This window comes from Crenalkalicoccus roseus, assembly GCF_004761865.1.
GTDB lineage: Bacteria > Pseudomonadota > Alphaproteobacteria > Acetobacterales > Acetobacteraceae > Crenalkalicoccus > Crenalkalicoccus roseus.
The window spans coordinates 80,592-100,558 of record NZ_SJDM01000007.1 but is presented as its reverse complement, the minus strand read 5'-3'; the positions used below and the strand labels follow the sequence as shown (position 1 = coordinate 100,558).

General features: G+C 74.7%; 17 protein-coding genes. 10 read left to right on the top strand and 7 right to left on the bottom strand.

Annotation, left to right across the window (positions count from 1 at the left end; all coding sequences use genetic code 11):
• Window positions 1-34: 34 nt before the first annotated feature.
• The 7 genes from ET526_RS08555 to ET526_RS08530 form a co-directional block, all read right to left on the bottom strand.
• Window positions 35-1,453, bottom strand: coding sequence for an amidase family protein (locus tag ET526_RS08555; RefSeq protein ID WP_204623560.1), 1,419 nt, complete (start codon window positions 1,451-1,453; stop codon window positions 35-37).
• A gap of 140 nt (window positions 1,454-1,593) precedes the next feature.
• Window positions 1,594-2,943, bottom strand: coding sequence for an amidase (locus ET526_RS08550; RefSeq protein WP_135467271.1), 1,350 nt, complete (start codon window positions 2,941-2,943; stop codon window positions 1,594-1,596).
• A 54-nt stretch (window positions 2,944-2,997) separates the two neighbouring features.
• Window positions 2,998-3,147 (bottom strand): hypothetical protein, encoded by a 150-nt coding sequence (locus ET526_RS21235; protein WP_158295527.1) that lies wholly within the window; start codon window positions 3,145-3,147, stop codon window positions 2,998-3,000.
• A 78-nt stretch (window positions 3,148-3,225) separates the two neighbouring features.
• Window positions 3,226-4,590 (bottom strand): MmgE/PrpD family protein, encoded by a 1,365-nt coding sequence (locus ET526_RS08545; RefSeq protein WP_135467270.1) that lies wholly within the window; start codon window positions 4,588-4,590, stop codon window positions 3,226-3,228.
• Between the two features lie 14 nt (window positions 4,591-4,604).
• The gene (locus ET526_RS08540; RefSeq protein WP_135467269.1) at window positions 4,605-5,579 is read right to left on the bottom strand and encodes a hydroxyacid dehydrogenase; all 975 of its coding nucleotides are present in this window, start codon (window positions 5,577-5,579) and stop codon (window positions 4,605-4,607) included.
• Between the two features lie 30 nt (window positions 5,580-5,609).
• The gene (locus tag ET526_RS08535; protein ID WP_135467268.1) at window positions 5,610-6,224 is read right to left on the bottom strand and encodes a thiamine pyrophosphate-dependent enzyme; all 615 of its coding nucleotides are present in this window, start codon (window positions 6,222-6,224) and stop codon (window positions 5,610-5,612) included.
• 3 nt (window positions 6,225-6,227) lie between these two features.
• Window positions 6,228-6,764 carry a thiamine pyrophosphate-binding protein gene (locus ET526_RS08530; RefSeq protein WP_135467267.1) on the bottom strand — a complete coding sequence of 179 codons (537 nt, stop codon included), beginning with the start codon at window positions 6,762-6,764 and terminating at the stop codon, window positions 6,228-6,230.
• A 94-nt stretch (window positions 6,765-6,858) separates the two neighbouring features.
• Here ET526_RS08530 and ET526_RS08525 point away from each other — a divergent pair, with 94 nt between their 5' ends.
• The 10 genes from ET526_RS08525 to ET526_RS08480 all read left to right on the top strand — a co-directional run bounded on the left by ET526_RS08525 (window position 6,859) and on the right by ET526_RS08480 (window position 19,967).
• Entirely contained in the window at window positions 6,859-8,229 is a 1,371-nt protein-coding gene (locus ET526_RS08525) for an ethanolamine ammonia-lyase subunit EutB (RefSeq protein WP_135467266.1), read from the top strand.
• Window positions 8,226-8,975, top strand: a complete 750-nt coding sequence (eutC, locus tag ET526_RS08520) for an ethanolamine ammonia-lyase subunit EutC (RefSeq protein ID WP_135467265.1) — start codon at window positions 8,226-8,228, stop codon at window positions 8,973-8,975. The genes ET526_RS08525 and eutC overlap by 4 nt, the downstream gene beginning before the upstream one ends.
• Window positions 8,972-9,397, top strand: coding sequence for an alternative ribosome rescue aminoacyl-tRNA hydrolase ArfB (arfB, locus tag ET526_RS08515; protein ID WP_135467264.1), 426 nt, complete (start codon window positions 8,972-8,974; stop codon window positions 9,395-9,397). The genes eutC and arfB overlap by 4 nt, the downstream gene beginning before the upstream one ends.
• 308 nt (window positions 9,398-9,705) lie before the next feature.
• A complete protein-coding gene (locus tag ET526_RS08510; protein WP_135467263.1) occupies window positions 9,706-10,683 on the top strand; it encodes a sodium-dependent bicarbonate transport family permease in 978 nt (325 codons plus the stop codon).
• A 10-nt stretch (window positions 10,684-10,693) separates the two neighbouring features.
• On the top strand, window positions 10,694-10,996 hold the full coding sequence (locus ET526_RS08505) for a P-II family nitrogen regulator (protein ID WP_135467262.1): 303 nt from the start codon (window positions 10,694-10,696) through the stop codon (window positions 10,994-10,996).
• A gap of 165 nt (window positions 10,997-11,161) precedes the next feature.
• Complete coding sequence (locus ET526_RS08500; RefSeq protein WP_135467261.1) at window positions 11,162-13,309, top strand: acetate--CoA ligase family protein; 2,148 nt, start codon at window positions 11,162-11,164, stop codon at window positions 13,307-13,309.
• A 141-nt stretch (window positions 13,310-13,450) separates the two neighbouring features.
• Window positions 13,451-15,121 carry an NADH-ubiquinone oxidoreductase-F iron-sulfur binding region domain-containing protein gene (locus ET526_RS08495; protein WP_204623558.1) on the top strand — a complete coding sequence of 557 codons (1,671 nt, stop codon included), beginning with the start codon at window positions 13,451-13,453 and terminating at the stop codon, window positions 15,119-15,121.
• A complete protein-coding gene (gene fdhF / locus ET526_RS08490) occupies window positions 15,118-17,898 on the top strand; it encodes a formate dehydrogenase subunit alpha (protein WP_204623568.1) in 2,781 nt (926 codons plus the stop codon). Before ET526_RS08495 ends, fdhF begins: the two co-directional genes overlap by 4 nt.
• A gap of 247 nt (window positions 17,899-18,145) precedes the next feature.
• Window positions 18,146-18,910, top strand: coding sequence for a GntR family transcriptional regulator (locus ET526_RS08485; RefSeq protein WP_338025335.1), 765 nt, complete (start codon window positions 18,146-18,148; stop codon window positions 18,908-18,910).
• 232 nt (window positions 18,911-19,142) lie between these two features.
• The gene (locus tag ET526_RS08480) at window positions 19,143-19,967 is read left to right on the top strand and encodes a sterol desaturase family protein (RefSeq protein WP_135467258.1); all 825 of its coding nucleotides are present in this window, start codon (window positions 19,143-19,145) and stop codon (window positions 19,965-19,967) included.

Sequence of the window (19,967 nt, the reverse complement as noted above, 5' to 3'; positions counted from 1 at the left end):
TGCATGGGAACCGGAAGGGGCGCGCCGCGCGGGCTCAGCCGCGGGGGTCGAGCGGCGTCGGCATCGGGCAGGCCGCCTCGATCACCTCCGCCGCGTCCAGCGCCAGGTCCTCCCGCCAGCGCGGGGCGATGATCTGCACGCCGAGCGGCAGCCCCTCCACCACTCCCGTGGGCACGGCGACGCTCGGCAGGCCGAGCAGGGGCGTGGCCAGCAGCGGCTGCTGCGCGCGGTACACCCGGTCGAAGCCCGCCTGTCCCTCGGTGTCCAGCCCCTGCGGGAAGGGTGGCTCGGCCGAGACGGGGCAGAGCACCAGCGGCCGCTCGGCGAGGAAGGCGGCCCAGGCGCGCTGGTGGGTGGTGCGCCGCGCCGCGATGCGCAGCCATTCCGCCATGTCGGGGGCGGGGCTTCGCGCCAGCATGCAGGCGAAGGTGGCGCGGGCGCCCTCGTCGGCCAGGCGCTCGAAGGCCTCGGCCATGAACAGCCGGGCCTCGGCGTGCACCAGCCTGTCCCAGTCCCGCGCCGCCTCGGCGAAGCCGGGCGGATCGGCCTCCTCCACCGCGTAGCCTGCCGCCTCCAGGATCCGCCCGGCGCGGCGGACCGCCTCGGCCACCGCCGGATGCACCCCCATCCCGGCCGGATCGGCGCTGAGCGCCACACGGATCGGCCGCCGCGCGGGCGGTCCCTCGAGGGGCGCCGGCACCCACCAGGGATCGCGCGCATCGCCCTCCGCCATCGCCGCCAGCGCGAGGCGCAGGTCGCGCACCCGCCGCGCCAGCGGGCCCTGGGTGGACATCATCTGCGCCGAGAGCGGCCGCTCCGCCTGCAGGGTCGGGTTGAAGGCCGGCACCCGGCCGAAGGAGGGGCGGAGGCCCGCCACGCCGCAGGCATAGGCGGGATAGCGGATGGAGCCGCCGAGATCGTTGCCGTGCGCGATGGGCCCGATGCCCGCCGCCACCGCCGCCGAGGCCCCACCGGAGGAGCCGCCTGGCGTATGCCCGGCGCTCCAGGGGTTGAGGGTGCGGCCATGCAGCGCGTTCTCGGTGAACCAGCGCATGGACAGCGCCGGCGTGTTGGTGCGGCCGAACAGCACCGCGCCGGCGCGGCGCAGGTTCGCCACTACCGGCGCGTCCTCCGCCGCCACCAGGTCGCGCAGCGGTACGCAGCCATTGCTCGTGGCCCGCCCCTTCTGGTCCACGTTGATCTTGATGGAGACCGGTACCCCATGCAGCGGCCCCGGCGCCTCGCCGCGGCGCAGCGCCGCGTCGGCGGCGTCGGCGGCGGCCAGCGCCTCCTCCTCCAGCACCTCGACCACGGCGTTGATCGCCGGGTTCACGACGGCGCAGCGGTCGAGCACCGCCCGCACCGCCTCGCGGCTCGACACCGCGCGGAGGCGGATGGCGCGGGCGAGGTCCGCGGCGTCCCATGTCCAGAGTTCGGGGGGCAGGTGCTGCATCGGCTGGCGTTCCCGGTCGGACCCAGCAGGTTAGGGCAGATTCCACCCGCCTGGGATTACCCGAAAACGGGCAGAGGCCCTCCCCCGCCACGAAGCCCGGGCACCGGCCGCGGGGCGGGGCGGGCCGCCGCGCGGTGGCGTCATGGCTCCGCCAGCGCCGCCTCCACCGCCGCCGCCACGGTGAGCAGGTGGCGGTCGGCCATCGTCCCGCCCGTCAGCATCAGCCCCACCGGCGCCTCGCCAGGGCGGTGGACCGGCAGGCTGATGCTGCAGCGGTCGAGGAAATTGCCGACCGAGGTGTTGCGCAGCAGCAGCATGTTGATGCGGTTGTACTCCCGCTCCTCCTCCACCTCCGCCAGGGCGGGCGGGATGACGGGGCAGGTCGGGCACAAGATGGCGTCAAAGGGCGCGGTGCGCGCGGCGGCGGCGGCGGCGATGCGCGCGCGCGCCTCGACCAGCGCGATGTAGTCGGCCGCCGCCATCCGCTCCCCGCGCAGGATGCGGGCGAGGATGCGCGGGTCGTAGGCGTCGCGCCGCCGCTCGATCAGCGTGCGGTGCCAGGCCCAGGATTCGCTCGCGGCGAAGCCGCCCGTGGCGTTCGCGGCCGGGATCTCGTCGAGTTCGGGGAATTCGAACATCTCGATCCGCGCCCCGGCGGCGGCGAGCCGCGCCAGCGCGCGCGTGAAGGCCGCGTCCACCGCCGCGTCCATGTCCTCGGTGAGGAAGGTGCCGCAGGGCAGGCCGAGGCGCAGCCCGGCGACATCCCGGCGCGGCAGCGGTGCCGGGTTCTCCTCGCCCGCGATCACCGCGTCGAGCAGCGCGCAGCAGGCGACGCTGCGCGCCAGCGGTCCGACCGAATCGAGCGAGGGCGCGAGCGGCAGCGCGCCCGTGATCGGCACGCGGCGGGCGGTGGGCTTGTAGCCGACCACGCCGCACAGCGCCGCCGGGATGCGGCAGGAGCCGCCGGTATCCGTGCCGAGGCCGCCGAAGCCCATGTGGTCGGCCGCGGCGACGGCGGCGCCGGAGGAGGAGCCGCCGGGCAGCCGCCCCGTGGCGCGGTCCCAGGGGCTTCGCGGCGTGCCGTAATGCGGGTTCACGCCGAGGCCGGAATAGGCGAACTCGGTCATGTTGGTGCGGCCGAGGATGACGAAGCCCATGCGCTCCAGCCGCGCCACGGCGGGGGCGGTGGCCGCGGCCGGCGGGGCATCCGCCAGCGCCACCGAGCCGGCGCGGGTGACGTGGCCACGCTCGTCGAACAGATCCTTGATCGTGACCGGGATGCCGGCCCAGGGGCTGGGGGCGCGGCCGGCCCGGCGCAGCGCGTCCATCGCTGCCGCGACGGCCCGCGCGCTCTCCGCGTGCACGGCGATGAAGGCGCGTCCTCCCTCCCCCGCCGGGTCGGCGATGCGCTCGAGCGCCGCCTCGACCAGGGCGGTGGCGGAGAGGCGGCCGGCGTCAAGCGCCGCCGCGGCGTCGGCGATGTGCTGCATGGGCCGATGCTGGCCGCCCCGGGAGCTAAGGGCAAGTGCCGCCCGCGCGGCCGGTCAGGTCCGTGGCGGGTTGTCGTTCGCCGGCGGGACGCGGACCACCTCGCCCATGGCGTAGGGGAAGAGAAGGACACCGAACATCCAGCCCTCGATGAGCGGGATGCCTTCTTCCTCCTGCCCCTCGGGCGGCGGTGCCTGCTCGTCCATGCGCGTCTCTCCCCGCCGGTCTGGCGGCAGGGTAGAACGGGCGCCGCCGGCGGCGGTTTCACGCCTGGCGGCGCGGCGTCACTCCGCCGCGGCGCGGACCGGCAGCGGCACGGCGCCAGGCAGCGCGCTGCCGGACCACAGCGCCCGCAGCAGCCGTTCCGCCGCCGCCGAGCCGATCACGGGCGCGGCGAGCTCGGTGAACTTCTCCGACAGCTCGGCGTCGGAAAGCGGCGCGTCCGGGTCGCCCTTGCGCGTCGGTTGGTAGCGGCAGAGCTCCCGCCCATCCCGGAGCGTGATCCGCACCCTGGCGGCGCGGCGTCCGGGATAGGCCTCGGCCAGTTCCGGGTCCAGGGCGACCGAGATGTGCGGCATCAGCGCGCGGATCGCCGGGTTGCGCAGGTTCTCCGGCGCGAAGGCGGCGAGGCGCACGCCGCCCAGCACCAGCAGCGCGGCGATGGCATACTGCACCGAGAAGCGCGCATCGGCCTCGGTCGCCGCCTCGGGCCGGTCGCAGATGGTCTTGGTCGGGCCGTAGCCGCCGACATGGATCCCCGCCACGTCGCCGGCGGCGAAGCCGTGCTCGCGGCGAAGCTCCTGCACCGCGTCGAGGGCGGCGAAGATGTGGCCGCAGCAGCCGTGGTTCTTGAAGGTGATGGCGGTGATGGCGAAGCGCTCGTCGAGGCCGGCGAGCGCCTTGTCCCACTTGCCCCGGTCCTCGCTGGTGGCGGCGGCGAAGCCGGCCGGCCCGTGCAGCGCGTCGAGCGCCCCGGTCACCCCGGCGGCGGCGCCGATCGCCGCCAGCGCCCCCGCCTCCGCGGCGTGGCCGGGATGCAGGGGCTTCGACATGCTGTCGGAGAGGAAGGCCTGCTGCAGCCCGCCGGCGAAGGTGGCGGCGGTGGCGATGGCGTGCGCCACCTGGCGCGCGTCGCAGCCCAGCACCAGCGCGGTGGAGACGGCGGCGCCGAAGGTGCCGACGGTGCCGGTGGTGTGCCAGTAGCGGTAGTGGCTTGGCTGCACCGCCATGCCGATGCGGCAGGAGACCTCGTACCCCGCGACGATGGCGCGGAGCAGCGTCTCCATGCCGGCGCCCCGCGCCTGGGCGGCGGCGAGCGCGGGGGGAATGGTGGGACAGCCGGGGTGGTAGCCGGAATCGCGGTGGATGTCGTCGAACTCCACCGTATGGCTGGCGATGGCGTTGAGCAGCGCCGCGTGGCGCACGGGGCCGGGAATGCCGTCCACGTAGCAGATGGCGCGGCCCGGCCCCCGCTCCGGCGCCAGCGCCGCGGCGAGCAGGGTGGCCGGCGGGCGGGAACAGCCGGGCAGCAGCGCGGCGAACCAGTCGATCAGCGCGCGCCGGGCATGGCGCTCCACCTCCGCCGGCATGGGGCGCGCGCGCCAGGAGGCCGCGTGCCCGGCCAGGATCGTCAGCGGGTTCTCGGCCATGGCGGTCCTCCCCTTCAGCGGTTCCCGCGCAGCACCTCCTGGTTGATCACCACCTCGGGGTCGAGCCGCCCCTCGAAGCAGGCAATCACGCTGTCCGCGCAGGAGAGGGACATGCGCCGCATCCCCTCCTCGGTGGCGGCGGCGCTGTGCGGCGTCAGCACCACGTTCGGCAGGTCGAGCAGCGGGATGTGGCGCTCCACCGGCTCTTCCCAGAACACGTCGAGCCCGGCGGCGGCGAGGTGGCCGGAGCGCAGCGCCGAGACCAGCGCCTCCTCCTGCACCAGTGTCCCCCGCGCGGTGTTCACCAGCACCGCGCCCCGCTTCATGGCGGCGAGGAACTCCGGGCCGACCATGCCGCGGTTCTGCTCGTTGCTCGGGCAGTGCAGGGTGACGACGTCGGCCTCGGCCAGCGCCGCCGGCAGGTCCCGCACCGGGGCGAAGCCGGCGCCCTTGATCGTGTTCTGCGGCACGAAGGGGTCGCGCACCAGCACCCGCATCCCGAAGGCCTGGGCGAGCCGCGCCACGCGCCCGCCGATGCGCCCGAATCCCACCACCAGCAGCGTCCGCCCGGCGAGGTCGAAGCAGGGCAGGTCCGGCTGCGCGCCCCATGTCAGCGCGCGCAGATTGGCGTCGTAATCCTTCACCCGGCGCGCGACGGAGAGCAGGAGCATCATCGCGTGCTCGGCCACCGAGACGGCATTGGCATCCGGCGTGACGGTGAGGACGATGCCGCGCCCGGTCAGCGCCTCCACGTCCACCGCGTCGTAGCCGACGCCATGGCGGGCGACGATGCGCAGGTTCGGCGCCATGTCGAGCACGGCGCGGTCGATGCGCGTCGCCCGCACCGTGATCGCCTCGGCCCGCGGCAGCGCGGCGGCGAGCGTCGCCGGCGTCACCTCCTCCAGCACCTCCAGGGTGATGCCGGGGTGGGCGCGCAGCCTCTCCAGCGCCTCCGGATGCAGCGGGCGGAGGCAGACGACATGGGGCATGGGCCGGGCTCCTCGGTCAGACGCCGCGCGTCACTGCAGATGCGCCTTCGGGCCCAGCACCGCCTCGCGGAACCGGGCCTGCAGGATGGCGCCCTCGCGCGGCGGCAGCACCAGCGGCAGGGACTGCTCGTCCACCTTCACCTGGGCGAAGAGCGGCCCGGCGCCGGCGTGGAGGGCCTCGCGCAGCGCCTGCACCTCCTCGGCCCGCGTTACCAGGCGGCTGTCGGGGATGCCCGCCGCGCGCGCCATGCCGGCGAGGTCCACGCCGTGCCGCGTGTGCGTCTCTTGCATGCCCGTCTCGCCGTAATGCTCGTTGTCCAGCACCACCACCGAGAGGTTCGCCGGCCTCTGCACGGCGATGGTGGCGAGCGCGCCGACGCCCATCAGCATCTCGCCGTCGCCCGTCACCACCAGCACGGGGCGGGAGGGCTGCGCCAGCGCCAAGCCGAGGCCCATCATCGCCGCGCCCCCCATGCCGCCCCAGAGCGGCAGGTTCTCCGGCGCGTCGCCGGCATCGGTGATGTCCCAGGCCGGCGCGCCGAGGCCGCCGATGACCAGCAGCCGGCCGCGGTCGCGCAGCAGGGCGCGCACCACCGCGCGGCGGTGCAGCTTGCCGGAGGGCCCGGTCCCGATCTCAGCCGCCATCTCTCACTTCCCGAAGGTCTTGGCGCCGATCACGCGCTGGCCGATCAGCGTCGCGGTCGGACGGTAGGTGTTGAAGGCGAGGCGCAGCGTGGCATCCACCGTCGGCGCCACGTCCTCGGGCCGGTCGGCGCGCCTCACCAGCGTGCCCATCGCCTCCAGCACCGCGGGGGTGGCCTGGCCCATGGGCACCTGGAAGGGGTTGAACTCCCCGAACTCGCCGCGCATCGTCACGATCATCGGGCAGGGCGTGCGGTGCGCGATCGCCACCGAGAGCATGTTGATGCAGTTGCCGACGCCGGAGCTCTGCATCAGCAGCACGCCCTTCTCGCCGCCGAGCCAGGCGCCGAAGAGCATGGCGATGCCCTCCTCCTCGGTGGTCAGCGGCACCACCCGCATCGCGTTGTCGGCGAGGCAGCGCCTGATCAGCCGGGCATGGCCGGCATCCGGCACCAGCGCCACCTGGCGGATGCCGTGCTCCTTCAGCAGGTCGTAGATCTGGTCCGGCCAGGCCGTGGCGTCACCGGGCTGTTCGCTGCTCATCCGCCCCCCCTCGTCCGGCCGGAGCATCCCGCGCCCCGCCGCCGCTGGCAAGCCGCGCCGGCACGGCGTAGATGAAGGGCGGTGGGAGGCACCCATGGGCTTCGCGCATACCGTCGGCGGCACGCGCCACGTCTTCCCCGACCTCCGCGCCCTGCTGGCGCGGGCCACGCCGCCGCGCTCGGGCGACGCGCTGGCCGGGCTGGCGGCGGCGAGCGCGCAGGAGCGGGTGGCGGCGCAGCGGGCCCTGGCCGAGCTGCCGCTGCGGCACTTCCTCTCCGAGGCGGTCATCCCCTACGAGGTCGACGAGGTGACGCGGCTGATCCTCGACCGCCACGACGCCGCCGCCTTCGCCCCCGTGGCACACCTGACCGTCGGCGGCTTCCGCGACTGGCTGCTCTCCGAGGCGGCGGACGCGGCGGCGCTCTCCGCCCTCGCTCCCGGGCTCGCGCCCGAGATGGTCGCGGCGGTCAGCAAGATCATGCGCCTGCAGGACCTGGTGGCGGTGGCGGCGAAGTGCCGCGTGACCACCCGCTTCCGCAACACGATCGGGCTGCCGGGCCGCCTCTCCATCCGCCTGCAGCCGAACGACCCGGTGGACGACCCGCGCGGCGTGGCGGCGGCGATCCTCGACGGACTGCTGCTCGGCGCGGGGGACGCGGTGATCGGCGTCAACCCGGCGACCGACAATGTCGAGACCACGCTGCGCCTGCTCGACCTGCTCGACGCGGTGCGGGAGCGCTACGCCATCCCGACCCAGACCTGCGTGCTCGCCCACGTCACCACCACTTTGCTGGCGATCGGGCGCGGCGCGCCGGTGGACCTGGTGTTCCAGTCCATTGGCGGGACGGAGGCGGCGAACCGCTCCTTCGGCGTCTCGCTCTCCCTGCTGGCCGAGGCGCGGGAGGCGACGCTGGCGCTGCGGCGCGGGACGGTCGGCGACAACGTGATGTATTTCGAGACCGGCCAGGGCAGCGCCCTCTCGGCCGAGGCGCATCACGGCGTGGACCAGCAGACCGTCGAAGCCCGCGCCTATGCGGTGGCGCGGGAATTCGCGCCGCTGCTGGTGAACAGCGTGGTCGGCTTCATCGGTCCCGAATACCTGTTCGACGGCAAGCAGATCATCCGCGCCGGCCTCGAGGACCATTTCTGCGGCAAGCTGCTCGGCCTGCCGATGGGGGTGGATGTCTGCTACACCAACCACGCCGAGGCGGACCAGGACGACATGGATGCGCTGCTGACGCTGCTCGGCGTCGCCGGCGTCACCTACGTGATGGGCGTGCCCGGGGCGGATGACGTGATGCTCGCCTACCAGTCCACCTCCTTCCACGACGGGCTCTATGTCCGCGCCGCGCTCGGCAGGCGTCCGGCGCCGGAATTCGAGGCCTGGATGGAGCGCATGGGCCTCGAGGCCGGGGCGCGGGAGGGACGCCTGCCCCTCGCCCCCGCCCTGGCGGGCCTCGCATGAGCGCGCCGGCGCGCTGGGCCGACCTCCGCCGCTTCACCGCGGCGCGCGTCGCGCTCGGCCGGGCGGGAAACGGGCTGCCGACCGCGGCGCATCTCGACTTCCAGGAGGCGCATGCCCGCGCCCGCGACGCGGTGTGGTCGGCGCTCGACCCCGAGGCGCTGGCGGCCGCGCTGGCCCCCCTCGGCCTGCCGGTGCGCCACGTGGCGAGCGAGGCGGAGGACCGCCGCACCTACCTGCTCCGCCCCGATCTCGGCCGCCGGCTGCGCGCCGGGGACCGCGCCCGCCTCGCCACCGATCCCGCGCCCGGGGCGATGGCCTTCGTGGTGGCGGACGGGCTCTGCGCCACCGGGGTGCAGGCCCAGGCCCCCGCCGTGCTGGCCGAGGCGGTGCCCCTGCTCCGCCGGGCCGGCGTGCCCCTCGGCCCCGTGGTGGTCGCCACCCAGGGCCGGGTCGCGCTCGGCGACGAGGTGGGGGAGGCGCTCGGGGCCGGCATGGTGGCGGTGCTGATCGGGGAGCGGCCGGGCCTCTCCGCCACCGACAGCCTCGGCATCTACCTCACCCTCGCCCCGCGGCGCGGACGCACCGATGCGGAGCGCAACTGCCTCTCCAACATCCGCCCCGGCGGCATGGCGCCGCGCGCCGCGGCGGAGACGCTCGCCTGGCTGGTTGGGGCGGCGCGACGGATCGGCGCCACCGGCATCGCGCTGAAGGACGAGCAGCCCCGCGGCGTCCTGCCCCCGCCATGATCCTGGTGGCGCCCGGCATCGCCCTCGACGAGGCGGAGCTCGAGGAGAGCTTCCTGCGCGCTTCCGGCCCCGGCGGGCAGAACGTGCAGAAGGTGGAGACGGCAGTGCAGCTCCGCTTCGACATCGCCCGCTCCCCCAGCCTGCCCGAGGCGGTGCGCCGGCGCCTGCTCCGCCTCGGCGGCCGCCGGGTGACGGAGGCGGGGGTCCTCGTCATCACCGCCCGGCGCCACCGCACGCGGGAGCGGAACCGGCAGGAGGCGCGGGAGCGGCTGCTGGCGCTGATCCGCGAGGCCGCCGCCCCGCCCCCGCCGCCGCGCCGGCCGACCAGACCGACCGCGGGCTCCAGGCTGCGGCGGCTGGAGGGCAAGGCGCGCCGGGCCGGCTTGAAGCGCCTGCGCGGCAGGCCGGTGGAGGAAACGTGAGGGAAGACCGCTCCCGATTCCGCACCGCCGCCGCGGGTTTTCCGTGGCGCGCCGCCCGGCGGCCCGTCTAGTCTTCCGGTGTGGCGGCAACCCGTTGCCGTCCTGAGACGTTGTCCGGCCACTGACCTCTGCGGAGGCGGCCATGAAGTCGGCGCTTGCGGTGCTCGTGAGCTTCAGCCTGATTGGCGTCGCGTTCGGCGGCGGTCGGGCCGCGCTGATGGTCGGGGCGCACCACCCGATCGTGCTCATGCGCTGACCCCCCTCCGGCGGGGTTTCCTTCGGCCGCGCGGGCAAGTACTTCCCCGCCCGTGACCAGCCTCGCCCTCCTGTTTCCTCCGCCCATCCTGTTCTTCGCCCTCGGCTTCGGCGCCGGGGCGCTGCGCTCCGACCTCGCCGTGCCGGACGCGCTGGCCAAGGCGCTCTCGCTCTATCTGATGGTCGCCATCGGCCTGAAGGGGGGCGCCGCCGTCGCCATGCCCGGAGGGGCGGAGGGACTGGTCCCGGCCCTCGCGGCGGGAGTGGCGCTGAGCCTGCTGCTGCCCCTGCCCGCCTTCCTCCTCCTGCGCACGATGACGCGGCTGGACCGCGAGACCGCGGCGGCGGTCGCGGGCCATTACGGCTCGGTCAGCGTCGTCACCTTCGCCGCCGCGGTCGGCGCGCTCTCGGCGCGGGGAGTGGGCTACGAGCCCTTCATGCCGGCAGTGCTGGCGGCGATGGAGACGCCGGCGATCCTGACCGCCCTGCTCCTCGCCCGGCACGGCTCGGCGGCGCGGGCCGAGGCGCCGCGCGGCGGCGGGGCGCCGCGGCACCTGCTGCACGAGGTGTTCCTGAACGGCTCGGTGGTGGTGCTGCTCGGCAGCTTCGCCATCGGCTGGATCGGTGGGCCGGCGGCCAAGGCGCAGCTCTCGGTCTTCGCCGAGGGGCTGTTTCCCGGCGCCCTCTGCCTGTTCCTGCTGGAGATGGGGCTGGTCGCGGTACGCCAGCTGCGCGCCGCCGGGCGGGGGCTGGAGCCGGCGCTGATCGGCTTCGGCCTGCTCATGCCCCTGATCGGCGCGGCCTGCGGGCTCGGCGGCGGCTGGCTCGCCGGGCTGTCGCCGGGCGGCATGGCGCTGATGGCCGTGCTTGGCGCCAGCGCCTCCTACATTGCCGTGCCGGCGGCGATGCGCCTCGCCCTCCCGCGCGCCGATGCCGGGATCTACGTGACGCTTTCGGTCGCCGTCACCTTCCCCTTCAATGTGGTGGTCGGCATCCCCCTCTATCTCTGGGTGGCCGGCGCGACCGGATAGGATGGGCGCCATGCATGCGCGCAAGCGGATCGAGATCGTGGTCGAGGCAGTGCAGGCCGAGGCGGTGACGGAGCTGCTCGACCGCCTCGGCGCTCCGGGGTGGACCATGCTGCCGGTCATCGCCGGCCGCGGGCGGCAGGGGCTGCGGCGCGGCGGCGACCCGGGGGGCGTGCTCGACAACGTGCTGATCCTCTGCATCGCCTCGGAGGAGGTCACGGCCCGGGTGCTGGCGGAGCGGGAGGAGCTGCTCGGCGCCCGCCCCGCCATCGTCTCGGTCTCGGACTGCGCGGTGCTGCGCGGCGAGCATTTCTGACCCGGCCAGGGCGGGTTGTTCGCCCGCGCCCCCGCCATTAGCCTGCCGAGCCAGCAATGGCCCGCACCCTGCGCGGGCCCGGGAGGAAGGATTGCCAGAGCAGCAGAGCCTCACCCCGCATCGCGGGATCGGACCCGGACGGGAACAGGAGCGGAGGGGCGCGGCATGAGCGCGCAGGGCCTCGGCGCCGCGCCCGAGCCGCTGCGCGACCCGGCCAGCCTGCGCCGCCTGCTCTCGCCGCGGAGCGTGGCGGTGGTCGGCGTCTCCGGCGAGCCCTCGGGCTTCGGTGCCCGCACCGTCACCAACCTGGCGGGCTTCGCCGGTCAGGTCTGGGCGGTGAACCCGAAATATGCGGGACAGGAGCTGCACGGCCGGCCCTGCTACGCCTCCCTCGCCGAACTGCCCGAGGCGCCGGACTGCGTGCTGCTCGCCCTGCCGCGCCAGGGCGTGATGCCGGCGGTCGAGGCCGCCATCGCCAGGGGCGCGGGCGGCGTCATCGTCTATGCCTCGGGCTATGGCGAGACCGGCCTGCCCGAGCGTGTCGCGGAGGAGGAGGCGCTGCGCGAGCGCTGCCGCGCCGCCGGCCTGCCGCTGGTCGGCGTGAACTGCCTCGGCATCGTGGACCACGTGCTGAAGGCCGGCGTCACCTTCATGCCGGAATACCCGCGCATGGTGGCGCCACCCGGGGGCGTGGCCATCACCAGCCAGTCCGGCGCGCTCGGCTATGCCCTGATGCAGGCGGCCGAGCGCGGCTTCTCCGTCTGCCACATGACGACGGCGGGCAACGCCACCGATCTCGACGTGTGCGACCTCGCCGCCTACCAGCTCTCCATGCCGGAATGCCGCGCCGTGGCGCTGGCGGTGGAGGGGCTGCGCGACGGGCGGCGGCTGTTCCTGCTCGGCGAGGCGGCGCGCCAGGCGGGCAAGCCGATCGTCGTGCTGAAGCTCGGCCGCGGCGAGGCGGGGGCGGCGGCCGCCGTCTCCCATACCGGCTCGCTCGCCGGCAGCGCCGCCGCCTGGTCGGCGGCCTTCCGCCGCGCCGGCATGGTGGAGGTCGAGGATTTCGACGCGCTGCTCGAGACCGCCGGCCTCTTCGCCAAGGCGCCGCCGCCGAAGGCGAAGGGGGTGGCCATCATCACCCCCTCCGGCGGCGCCGGCATCATGGCCGCCGACCATGCCGAGGCGCTCGGCCTCGACATGCCCCAGCCCCTGCCGGAGACCGAGGCGGTGCTGCGCGCCGCCATCCCCGACTTCGGCGCGCCGCGCAACCCCTGCGACCTGACCGCGCAGGTGGCGAGCAACCCGGCGAGCTACGACGCCTGCATGGAGGCCATGCTGGCCGATCCGCAATACGGCTGCGCGGTGATCCCGGTGGTGTATTCCCACCACGCGCTGACGCAGAACCGGATGCAGCAGCTCCGGCCCTATGCGGCGAAATTCGGCAAGCCGCTGCTCATCGCCTGGATCCCGGAGCAGCTCGAGGCCTCGGGTGCCTTCGCCGCGGAATCGGTGCCGGAGCTGGCGCTGTTCCGGTCCATGCGCCGGCTGATGAACGCGATCCGGCTCTGGCTGGAATACCACGGCCAGGCGCCGATGCAGGCGCCGACGCCGCCCCCCGGCATGGCGGAGGCGATCGCCGCCCTGCCCCGTGGCGAGGCGGTGCTGACCGAGGCCGAGGCCAAGGCGCTCTTCGCCCGGGTCGGCGTACCGGTGGTGGAGGAGCGCCGCGCCGCCACGGCGGACACCGCCGCCGACGCCGCCGCGGCGATCGGCTTCCCGGTGGTGCTGAAGCTCGACAGCCCCGACATCGCGCACAAGACCGAGGTCGGCGGGGTGAAGCTGAACCTCGGCGACGCGGCGGCGGTGAAGGCCGCCTTCGAGGAGATCGTCGCCTCCGCCAAGCGTCACGCGCCGAAGGCGCGCATCGACGGCGTGCTGATCCAGCGCATGGCGCCGAAGGGAGTGGAGCTGATCCTCGGCGCGCGTCGGGACCCGCAATTCGGCCCGATGGTGCTGGTCGGCACCGGCGGCGTGCAGGCGGAGCTGTGGCGCGACGTGGCGCTCGACCTCGCGCCCGTCTCCCCCGAGCGCGCCGAGGCGATGCTGCGCAGCCTGAAGGGCTTCCCCCTGCTCGACGGCTTCCGCGGCGCGCCGAAGGCCGACATCGCGGCGGTGGCGCGGGCAGTCTCCGCCTTCTCCGCCTTCGCCGCCGGCGCGGGCGAGCGGGTGCAGGAGGCGGAGGTGAACCCGCTGATCGCCGGCCCCTGGGGGTGCCTGGCGGTGGACGGGCTGGTGCGCTGCGGCGCAGGGTGACGGCCCCTTGACGACGCGCGGGGTGCGCGGCCGCACCGCGGCACCTTGCCGCCCCGCCCTCCCGCGCCTCATCCTGCGGCAGCGCCGCCCGAGAGGCAGCGCCGGAGGAACGCCCATGCCGCAGCCGCAGGCCGGCCCGACATGACGGACGGCCCGCCGCCCCGCGACCGGCGGCCCCGCCCGGGGCCGCGCGGCCGCACCGCCGATACCGCCGCGATCGCCGCCGTGCGGGCGGCGCTTGGCGGCCTGCCGCCGCGCCGCGACCTGCTGATCGAGCATCTGCACACGCTGCAGAACCGGCATGGCTGCCTGCGCGAGGGGCACCTGGTGGCGCTCGCCGCGCTGCTGGGCACGGCGCCGGTCGAGGTGTTCGAGACCGCCAGCTTCTACGCGCATTTCGACCTGCGTGCCGACGACGCGCCGGTGCCGGCGCCGGCGCTGCGCATCTGCGACGGCCTGCCCTGCGCCATGGCGGGGGCGGAGGCGCTGATCGCCGCGATGCGGGCGGCGCCGCCCGAAGGTGTGCGCGTGCTCCGCGCGCCCTGCATGGGCGCCTGCCACCGCGCCCCCGCCGCCGCGTTCGGCCACGCGCCGATCGGGCACGCGACCGAGGCGCGCCTGCGCGCCGCCGCGGCCGGGGATGTGCCGGCACCACCCGAGCCGCCGGACCTCGACGCCTACCGGGCGCGCGGCGGCTACGCCACGCTGCGCCGCGCGCTGGACGGGGCGCTTACGGCGGAGGCGATGATCGCCGCGGTGGAGGCGGCCGGCCTGCGCGGCCTCGGCGGCGCCGGCTTCCCCGCCGCGCGCAAGTGGCGCCTGGTGCGCGCCAACCCCGCGCCGCGGCATCTCGTGGTCAACGCCGACGAGGGCGAGCCCGGCACCTTCAAGGACCGCTGGTGCCTGGAGACCGAGCCGCACCGCGTGCTGGAAGGGATGCTGCTCGCCGCCCATGCCGCGGGCGCCGGGGCGTGCTGGATCTATCTGCGCGACGAGTATTCGCACCTGCTCCCCGCGCTGCGGCGGGAGGTCGCGGCGCTGGAGGCGGCCGGCCTGGCGCGGCTGCCGGTCCATCTGCGGCGCGGCGCCGGCGCCTACATCTGCGGCGAGGAGACGGCGCTGCTGGAGAGCCTGGAGGGCCGCAAGGGCTGGCCGCGCCACAAGCCCCCCTTCCCCGGCGAGCACGGCCTGTTCGGCCGACCGACGCTGATCCACAACGTCGAGACGCTGTGGTGGCTGCCTGACATCCTGGGTACGTCGGAGGGGCCTGCCCGCCACGCTGCCGCCGGCCGGCGCGGGCGCGGCGGACTGCGGCTGTTCAGCGTCTCCGGCCGCGTGCGCGAACCGGGGGAGAAGCTGGCGCCGGCCGGCATCACCGCGCGCGAACTGATCGAGGAGTTCTGCGGCGGCATGGCGCCGGGCCACCGCTTCGCCGCCTACCTCCCCGGCGGCGCCTCGGGGGGCATCCTGCCGGCCGACATGGCCGACCTGCCGCTCGATTTCGGCACGCTGGAGCCGCATGGCTGCTTCGTCGGCTCCGGGGCGGTGGTGGTGCTGTCCGACCACGACGACCTGGCGGAGGCGGCGCGCAACCTCGTGCGCTTCTTCCGCGACGAGAGCTGCGGCCAGTGCACGCCCTGCCGCGTCGGCACGGCGAAGGCAGCGCGGCTGCTGGAGGCGCCGGAATGGGACCGCGCGCTGCTCGAGGAGCTGGCGCAGGCGATGGCGGACGGCTCGATCTGCGGCCTCGGCCAGGCGGCGATGAACCCGGTGCGCTCGCTGCTGCGCTTCTTTCCGGAGGTGGTGCCGTGATCCGCTTCACCCTGGACGGCGCGGCGGTGCAGGCGGCGCCGGGCGAGACGATCTGGCAGGCGGCGTGGCGCGCCGGCGTCGCCATCCCGCATCTCTGCCACCTGCCCCGCCCCGGCTATCGGCCGGACGGCAATTGCCGCGCCTGTCTGGTCGAGATCGAGGGCGAGCGGGGGCTGGCCGCCTCCTGCATCCGCGCCCCGCGCGAGGGCATGGTGGTGCGCAGCGAGGCAAGCGCGCGGGCGCAGGCGGCACGGCGCATGGTGTTCGAGCTGCTGCTCGCCGATGCCGAGCCGCGCGACGCGACGGGCGGGTTCGCGCAATGGGCGGCACGCCTCGGCGTCAGCGCCTCGCGCTTCCCGCGCGAGCCGGCGCGGCCTGCGCCCGACCTCTCCCACCCCGCCATGGCGGTGCAGCTCGACGCCTGCATCCAGTGCGGCCTGTGCGAGCGCGCCTGCCGCGAGGTGCAGCACAACGACGTCATCGGCCTCGCCGGGCGCGGCATGGCGACGCGGGTGGCGTTCGACCTCGAAGACCCGATGGGAGAGTCGAGCTGCGTCGCCTGCGGCGAATGCGTGCAGGCCTGCCCGACCGGCGCGCTGCTGCCCGCCTCGGTGCTGGACGCGCGCGGCCACCGCGGCGCGCCGGCCGAGCGCGCGGTGGCGAGCGTCTGCCCCTATTGCGGCGTCGGCTGCCAGGTGGAGTTCCGCGTCCGCGACGGCGCCATCATCGAGGTGACGGGCCGCGACGGGCCGGCGAATCAGGGGCGGCTCTGCGTCAAGGGCCGGTTCGGCTTCGACTATCTCCGCCATCCGGAAAGGCTCACGCGGCCGCTGCTGCGGATCGAGGGCGCCGCCAAGGACCCGGCCGACTGCCTCGATCCACGCGCCGCGCGGGCGAAATTCCGCGAGGCGTCCTGGGAGGAGGCGCTGGATCGCGCCGCCTCGGGCCTGCGCGCCCTCCGCGACGCGCATGGGCCGGACGCGCTTGCGGGCTTCGGCTCGGCCAAGGGCTCGAACGAGGAGGCCTATCTGTTCCAGAAGCTGGTGCGCACCGGCTTCGGCACCAACAACGTGGACCACTGCACGCGGCTCTGCCACGCGGCGAGCGTCGCGGCGCTGCTGGAAGGGATCGGCTCCGGCGCCGTCACCGCGCCCTTCACCGCCGCCGCGCAGTCCGACGTGATCCTGGTGATCGGCGCGCGGCCGACCGAGAACCACCCGGTCGCCGCCACCTACCTGAAGGACGCCGCGACGCGCGGCGCGGCGCTGATCGTCATGGATCCGCGCGGCAACGGCCTCGACCGCTTCGCGCGGGAGGTGGTGCGCTTCGCGCCCGGGCGGGACGTGGCGCTGCTCAACGCGCTGCTGCACGTGGTGATCGCGGAGGAGCTGTACGACCGGCAATTCGTCGCCGCGCGGGTGGACGGCTTCGCGGCGCTGGCCGCCCATGTCGCGGGCGCGACGCCGGAGGCGATGGCGCCGCTCTGCGGCGTCCCGGCGGCGCAGATCCGCCGCGTGGCGCGGCTGTTCGCGCGGGCGCGCGCGGCGCTGGTGCTGTGGGGCATGGGCGTGTCGCAATCCGTGCACGGCACCGACAACGCGCGGGCGCTGATCGCGCTGGCGCTGCTCTGCGGCCAGGTCGGACGGCCGGGGGCGGGGCTGCACCCGCTGAGGGGCCAGAACAACGTGCAGGGCGCCTCCGACGCCGGGCTGATCCCGATGATGCTGCCGGATTACCGCCGCACCACCGACGACGCGGCGCGGTCCCGGATGGAGGCGCTGTGGGACGCGGCGCTGCGGCCGGATCCCGGCCTCACCGTGGTGGAGATCCTGCAGGCGGCGGAGCGCGGCGAGATCCGCGGCATGTACGTCATGGGCGAGAACCCGGCGATGTCGGATCCCGACCTCGCCCATGCGCGCGCGGCGCTGGCGCGGCTCGACCATCTGGTGGTGCAGGACCTGTTCCTGACCGAGACGGCGGCGCTGGCCGATGTGGTGCTGCCCGCCTCCGCCTGGCCGGAGAAGGAGGGCACCGTCACCAACACCAACCGCCAGGTGCAGATCGGGCGTGCCGCCGTGGCGCCGCCGGGCGAGGCGCGGCAGGACCTCGCCATCATCGTGGAGATCGCCCGCCGCCTCGGCCTCGGCTGGCGCTACGCCCATCCGCGCGAAGTGTTCGCCGAGATGGCGCAGGCGATGCCGAGCCTCGCCAACATCACCTGGGAGCGGCTGGAGCGCGAGAGCAGCGTCACCTACCCCTGCCCCGCGCCGGACGCGCCGGGAGAGGCGATCGTTTTCGCCGATCGCTTCCCCACCGGGACCGGACGCGCCCGCCTGGTGCCGGCGGGCCTCACGCCGGAGAGCGAGGCGCCGGATGCGGAGTTCCCCTTCGTGCTGAGCACGGGGCGCGAGCTGGAGCACTGGCATACCGGCACCATGACGCGCCGCGCGGGCGTGCTGGATGCGCTGCAGCCGGCGCCGACCGTCTCCGTCTCTCCGGCGACGCTGGCGCGGCTCGGCCTCGCGCCCGGCGAGACGGCGCGCGTGGTGACGCGGCGCGGCGTGGTGCGGCTGACGCTGCGCGCCGATCCCGGGCTGCCGGAGGAGATGCTGTTCATCCCCTTCGCCTATGCGGAAGCGGCGGCGAACCTGCTCACCCACCCGCAGCTCGACCCTTCCGGAAGGATCCCCGGCTTCAAATACTGCGCCGCGCGGCTGGAGGCGGAGAGTGACGGGGTGGAGCAGCCCGCGGAGGGGTGCAGCCAGCCAGGAGCGTGACTCCGCACCGACAACGGGCTGAAGCCCTTGCCGCAAGCCAGCCGAGTGGAAGCGGCTCCAGGACACGCAAGGCGGGCCCCTTGCGGGACCCGCCTGCGGACGTTCTCTCCCCAAACCCGGCGGCAACGCCGCAATGACGCTGTCGTGACCAGGCTTTCGTAGAATTCCGGGCCCGGTCGGGAATAAGCGCGGCTTGGCACCGCTCTGATATATTTTGCGCATACCACTGTGATGGCTGTTGTCACCAATGTCAACGGGCGCATTGCCGGCATCGGCCCTTCGCGTCATGTCTGAGACGATGCCTGCCGCCCTCAGCCACGCCCGCCGCCTGCCTCCCCCTCGCCGGCGCGGAAGGACAGCGCCCGCGCCCGATGCCACGCTGACCGATCGCGCCTATCACGTGCTGGAGGAAGCGATCGTCCGCCTGGATCTGCAACCTGGAGAGGTTGTGAGCGAGGCGCAGCTCTCCGCGCGGTTCCATTACGGTCGCACCCCCATCCGCGAGGCGCTGCAGCGCCTCGCGCGGGAGCGGCTGGTGCGGATCCTGCCGCGGCGCGGCATCGTCGTGGCGGCGGTGGATGTGCGCGAGCAGCTGCGCCTGCTCGAAGTACGGCGGGAGCTGGAGCGGCTCTGCGCGCGCCTCGCCGCCCGCCGCGCGGATGTGCCGCAGCGTGCGCGCCTGCTGGCCCTGGCCGCCGAGATGGAACGGACCGCCGAGACTGGCGACGACACCACCTTCCTGCGCCTCGACCGCGAGCTGAACCTGCTGGTGCTAGAGGCGGCGCGGAACGAGTTCGCCACCGCCGCCATGACGCTGATGCACGGGCTGTCGCGGCGGTTCTGGTTCATCCACTGGCGGCGCAGCGCCGATCTGCCGCAGGCGGCCGCGGTGCATGCCGCGCTGGCCCGTGCCATCGGCCAGGCCAGGCCCGAGGCGGCCGCGGCGGCATCGGACCGGCTGCTGGATTACATCGAGGCCTTCACGCGCGCCACGGTCGGGGCCGACCCCTGACAGGGCCGGCGGCGGCGCCGGGCGCATCCGCACGAGGCTGTCGGGTTCCCATCGCGGCCGGCCGCGATCGGGCCCAGAGGGGCGCTGCACGTGGAATCGAGGGCATGGCGGCGGCCGCGTTCACTTTCCGTGGCTGTGGCATGGCCGCTGGAACGAGGCGCCCCCCGGCCTCCGAGCTGGACGGAGGTGCCGCACGACTGATATATCAGACGTGGCAAGCGGGGGAGGAAACATGGGTGGCCGCACATCCCTGGCCGAGGCCGATGCCGAGAGGCGTGCCCGGCTGTCGCGTCGCCAGCAGGCGTTCCGCCAGGATTTCCGCAGCAAGATCGGCCGGCTCTACCATGGCTGGGCGCATGTGGCCCTGATCTACGCCATCGGCCTCGCCGCCATCTGGTATTTCGCGCGGCAGATCCAGGCGCCCGCCTGGTACGAGTGGCTGGTGGTGCCGGCCGCCTTCCTGGGCGCCAACATCTTCGAGTGGTGGATCCACAAATACGTGATGCACCGCCCCGTGCCGGGGCTGATGGGCATCTACAAGCGCCACACCCTGGCGCACCATCAGTTCTTCACGGAGAACGAGTACACGCTGGACAACAGCCGCGATTTCCGCATCGTGTTCTTTCCGCCCTACGCGCTGGTCACCTTCATCACCCTGTCGCTGGTTCCGGCGGCGATCCTCGGCGCGCTCGGCCTGCCGGACGCCGGCTGGCTGCTGCTGATCACCAACACCGCGCTCTACCTGAACTACGAGCTGTTCCACTATTGCTGCCACGTGAAGGACGACCGCATCGTCCGGCACATCCCCTTCATCAACACCATCCGCCGCCACCACGCGGCGCACCACAACACCGCGATCATGATGGAGAGGAACTTCAACCTCACCTACCCGATCGCGGACTGGCTGTTCGGCACCAGCGACCTCCGCCGCGGGCTGTTCGGGCACCTCTTCAACGGCTACGACACGACCCATCTGCGCCGCGACCTGAAGCGCGTGCGCAACACGCATGACGATCCGCATGCCGGCACGCCGCGCGCGCCGGCGGCGGCGGAGTAG

Excerpts from the sequence above, each read along its gene's own strand:
- ET526_RS08500 (WP_135467261.1), top strand. The coding sequence starts at position 11,162 with ATGAGCGCGCAGGGCCTCGGCGCCGCGCCCGAGCCGCTGCGCGACCCG.
- ET526_RS08555 (WP_204623560.1), bottom strand. The coding sequence starts at position 1,453 with ATGCAGCACCTGCCCCCCGAACTCTGGACATGGGACGCCGCGGACCTC.
- ET526_RS08540 (WP_135467269.1), bottom strand. The coding sequence starts at position 5,579 with ATGCCCCATGTCGTCTGCCTCCGCCCGCTGCATCCGGAGGCGCTGGAG.
- ET526_RS08530 (WP_135467267.1), bottom strand. The coding sequence starts at position 6,764 with ATGAGCAGCGAACAGCCCGGTGACGCCACGGCCTGGCCGGACCAGATC.
- ET526_RS08485 (WP_338025335.1), top strand. The coding sequence starts at position 18,146 with ATGTCAACGGGCGCATTGCCGGCATCGGCCCTTCGCGTCATGTCTGAG.
- arfB (WP_135467264.1), top strand. The coding sequence starts at position 8,972 with ATGATCCTGGTGGCGCCCGGCATCGCCCTCGACGAGGCGGAGCTCGAG.
- ET526_RS08495 (WP_204623558.1), top strand. The coding sequence starts at position 13,451 with ATGACGGACGGCCCGCCGCCCCGCGACCGGCGGCCCCGCCCGGGGCCG.
- ET526_RS08480 (WP_135467258.1), top strand. The coding sequence starts at position 19,143 with ATGGGTGGCCGCACATCCCTGGCCGAGGCCGATGCCGAGAGGCGTGCC.
- ET526_RS08535 (WP_135467268.1), bottom strand. The coding sequence starts at position 6,224 with ATGGCGGCTGAGATCGGGACCGGGCCCTCCGGCAAGCTGCACCGCCGC.
- ET526_RS08505 (WP_135467262.1), top strand. The coding sequence starts at position 10,694 with ATGCATGCGCGCAAGCGGATCGAGATCGTGGTCGAGGCAGTGCAGGCC.
- ET526_RS08550 (WP_135467271.1), bottom strand. The coding sequence starts at position 2,943 with ATGCAGCACATCGCCGACGCCGCGGCGGCGCTTGACGCCGGCCGCCTC.
- ET526_RS21235 (WP_158295527.1), bottom strand. The coding sequence starts at position 3,147 with ATGGACGAGCAGGCACCGCCGCCCGAGGGGCAGGAGGAAGAAGGCATC.
- eutC (WP_135467265.1), top strand. The coding sequence starts at position 8,226 with ATGAGCGCGCCGGCGCGCTGGGCCGACCTCCGCCGCTTCACCGCGGCG.
- ET526_RS08545 (WP_135467270.1), bottom strand. The coding sequence starts at position 4,590 with ATGGCCGAGAACCCGCTGACGATCCTGGCCGGGCACGCGGCCTCCTGG.
- ET526_RS08525 (WP_135467266.1), top strand. The coding sequence starts at position 6,859 with ATGGGCTTCGCGCATACCGTCGGCGGCACGCGCCACGTCTTCCCCGAC.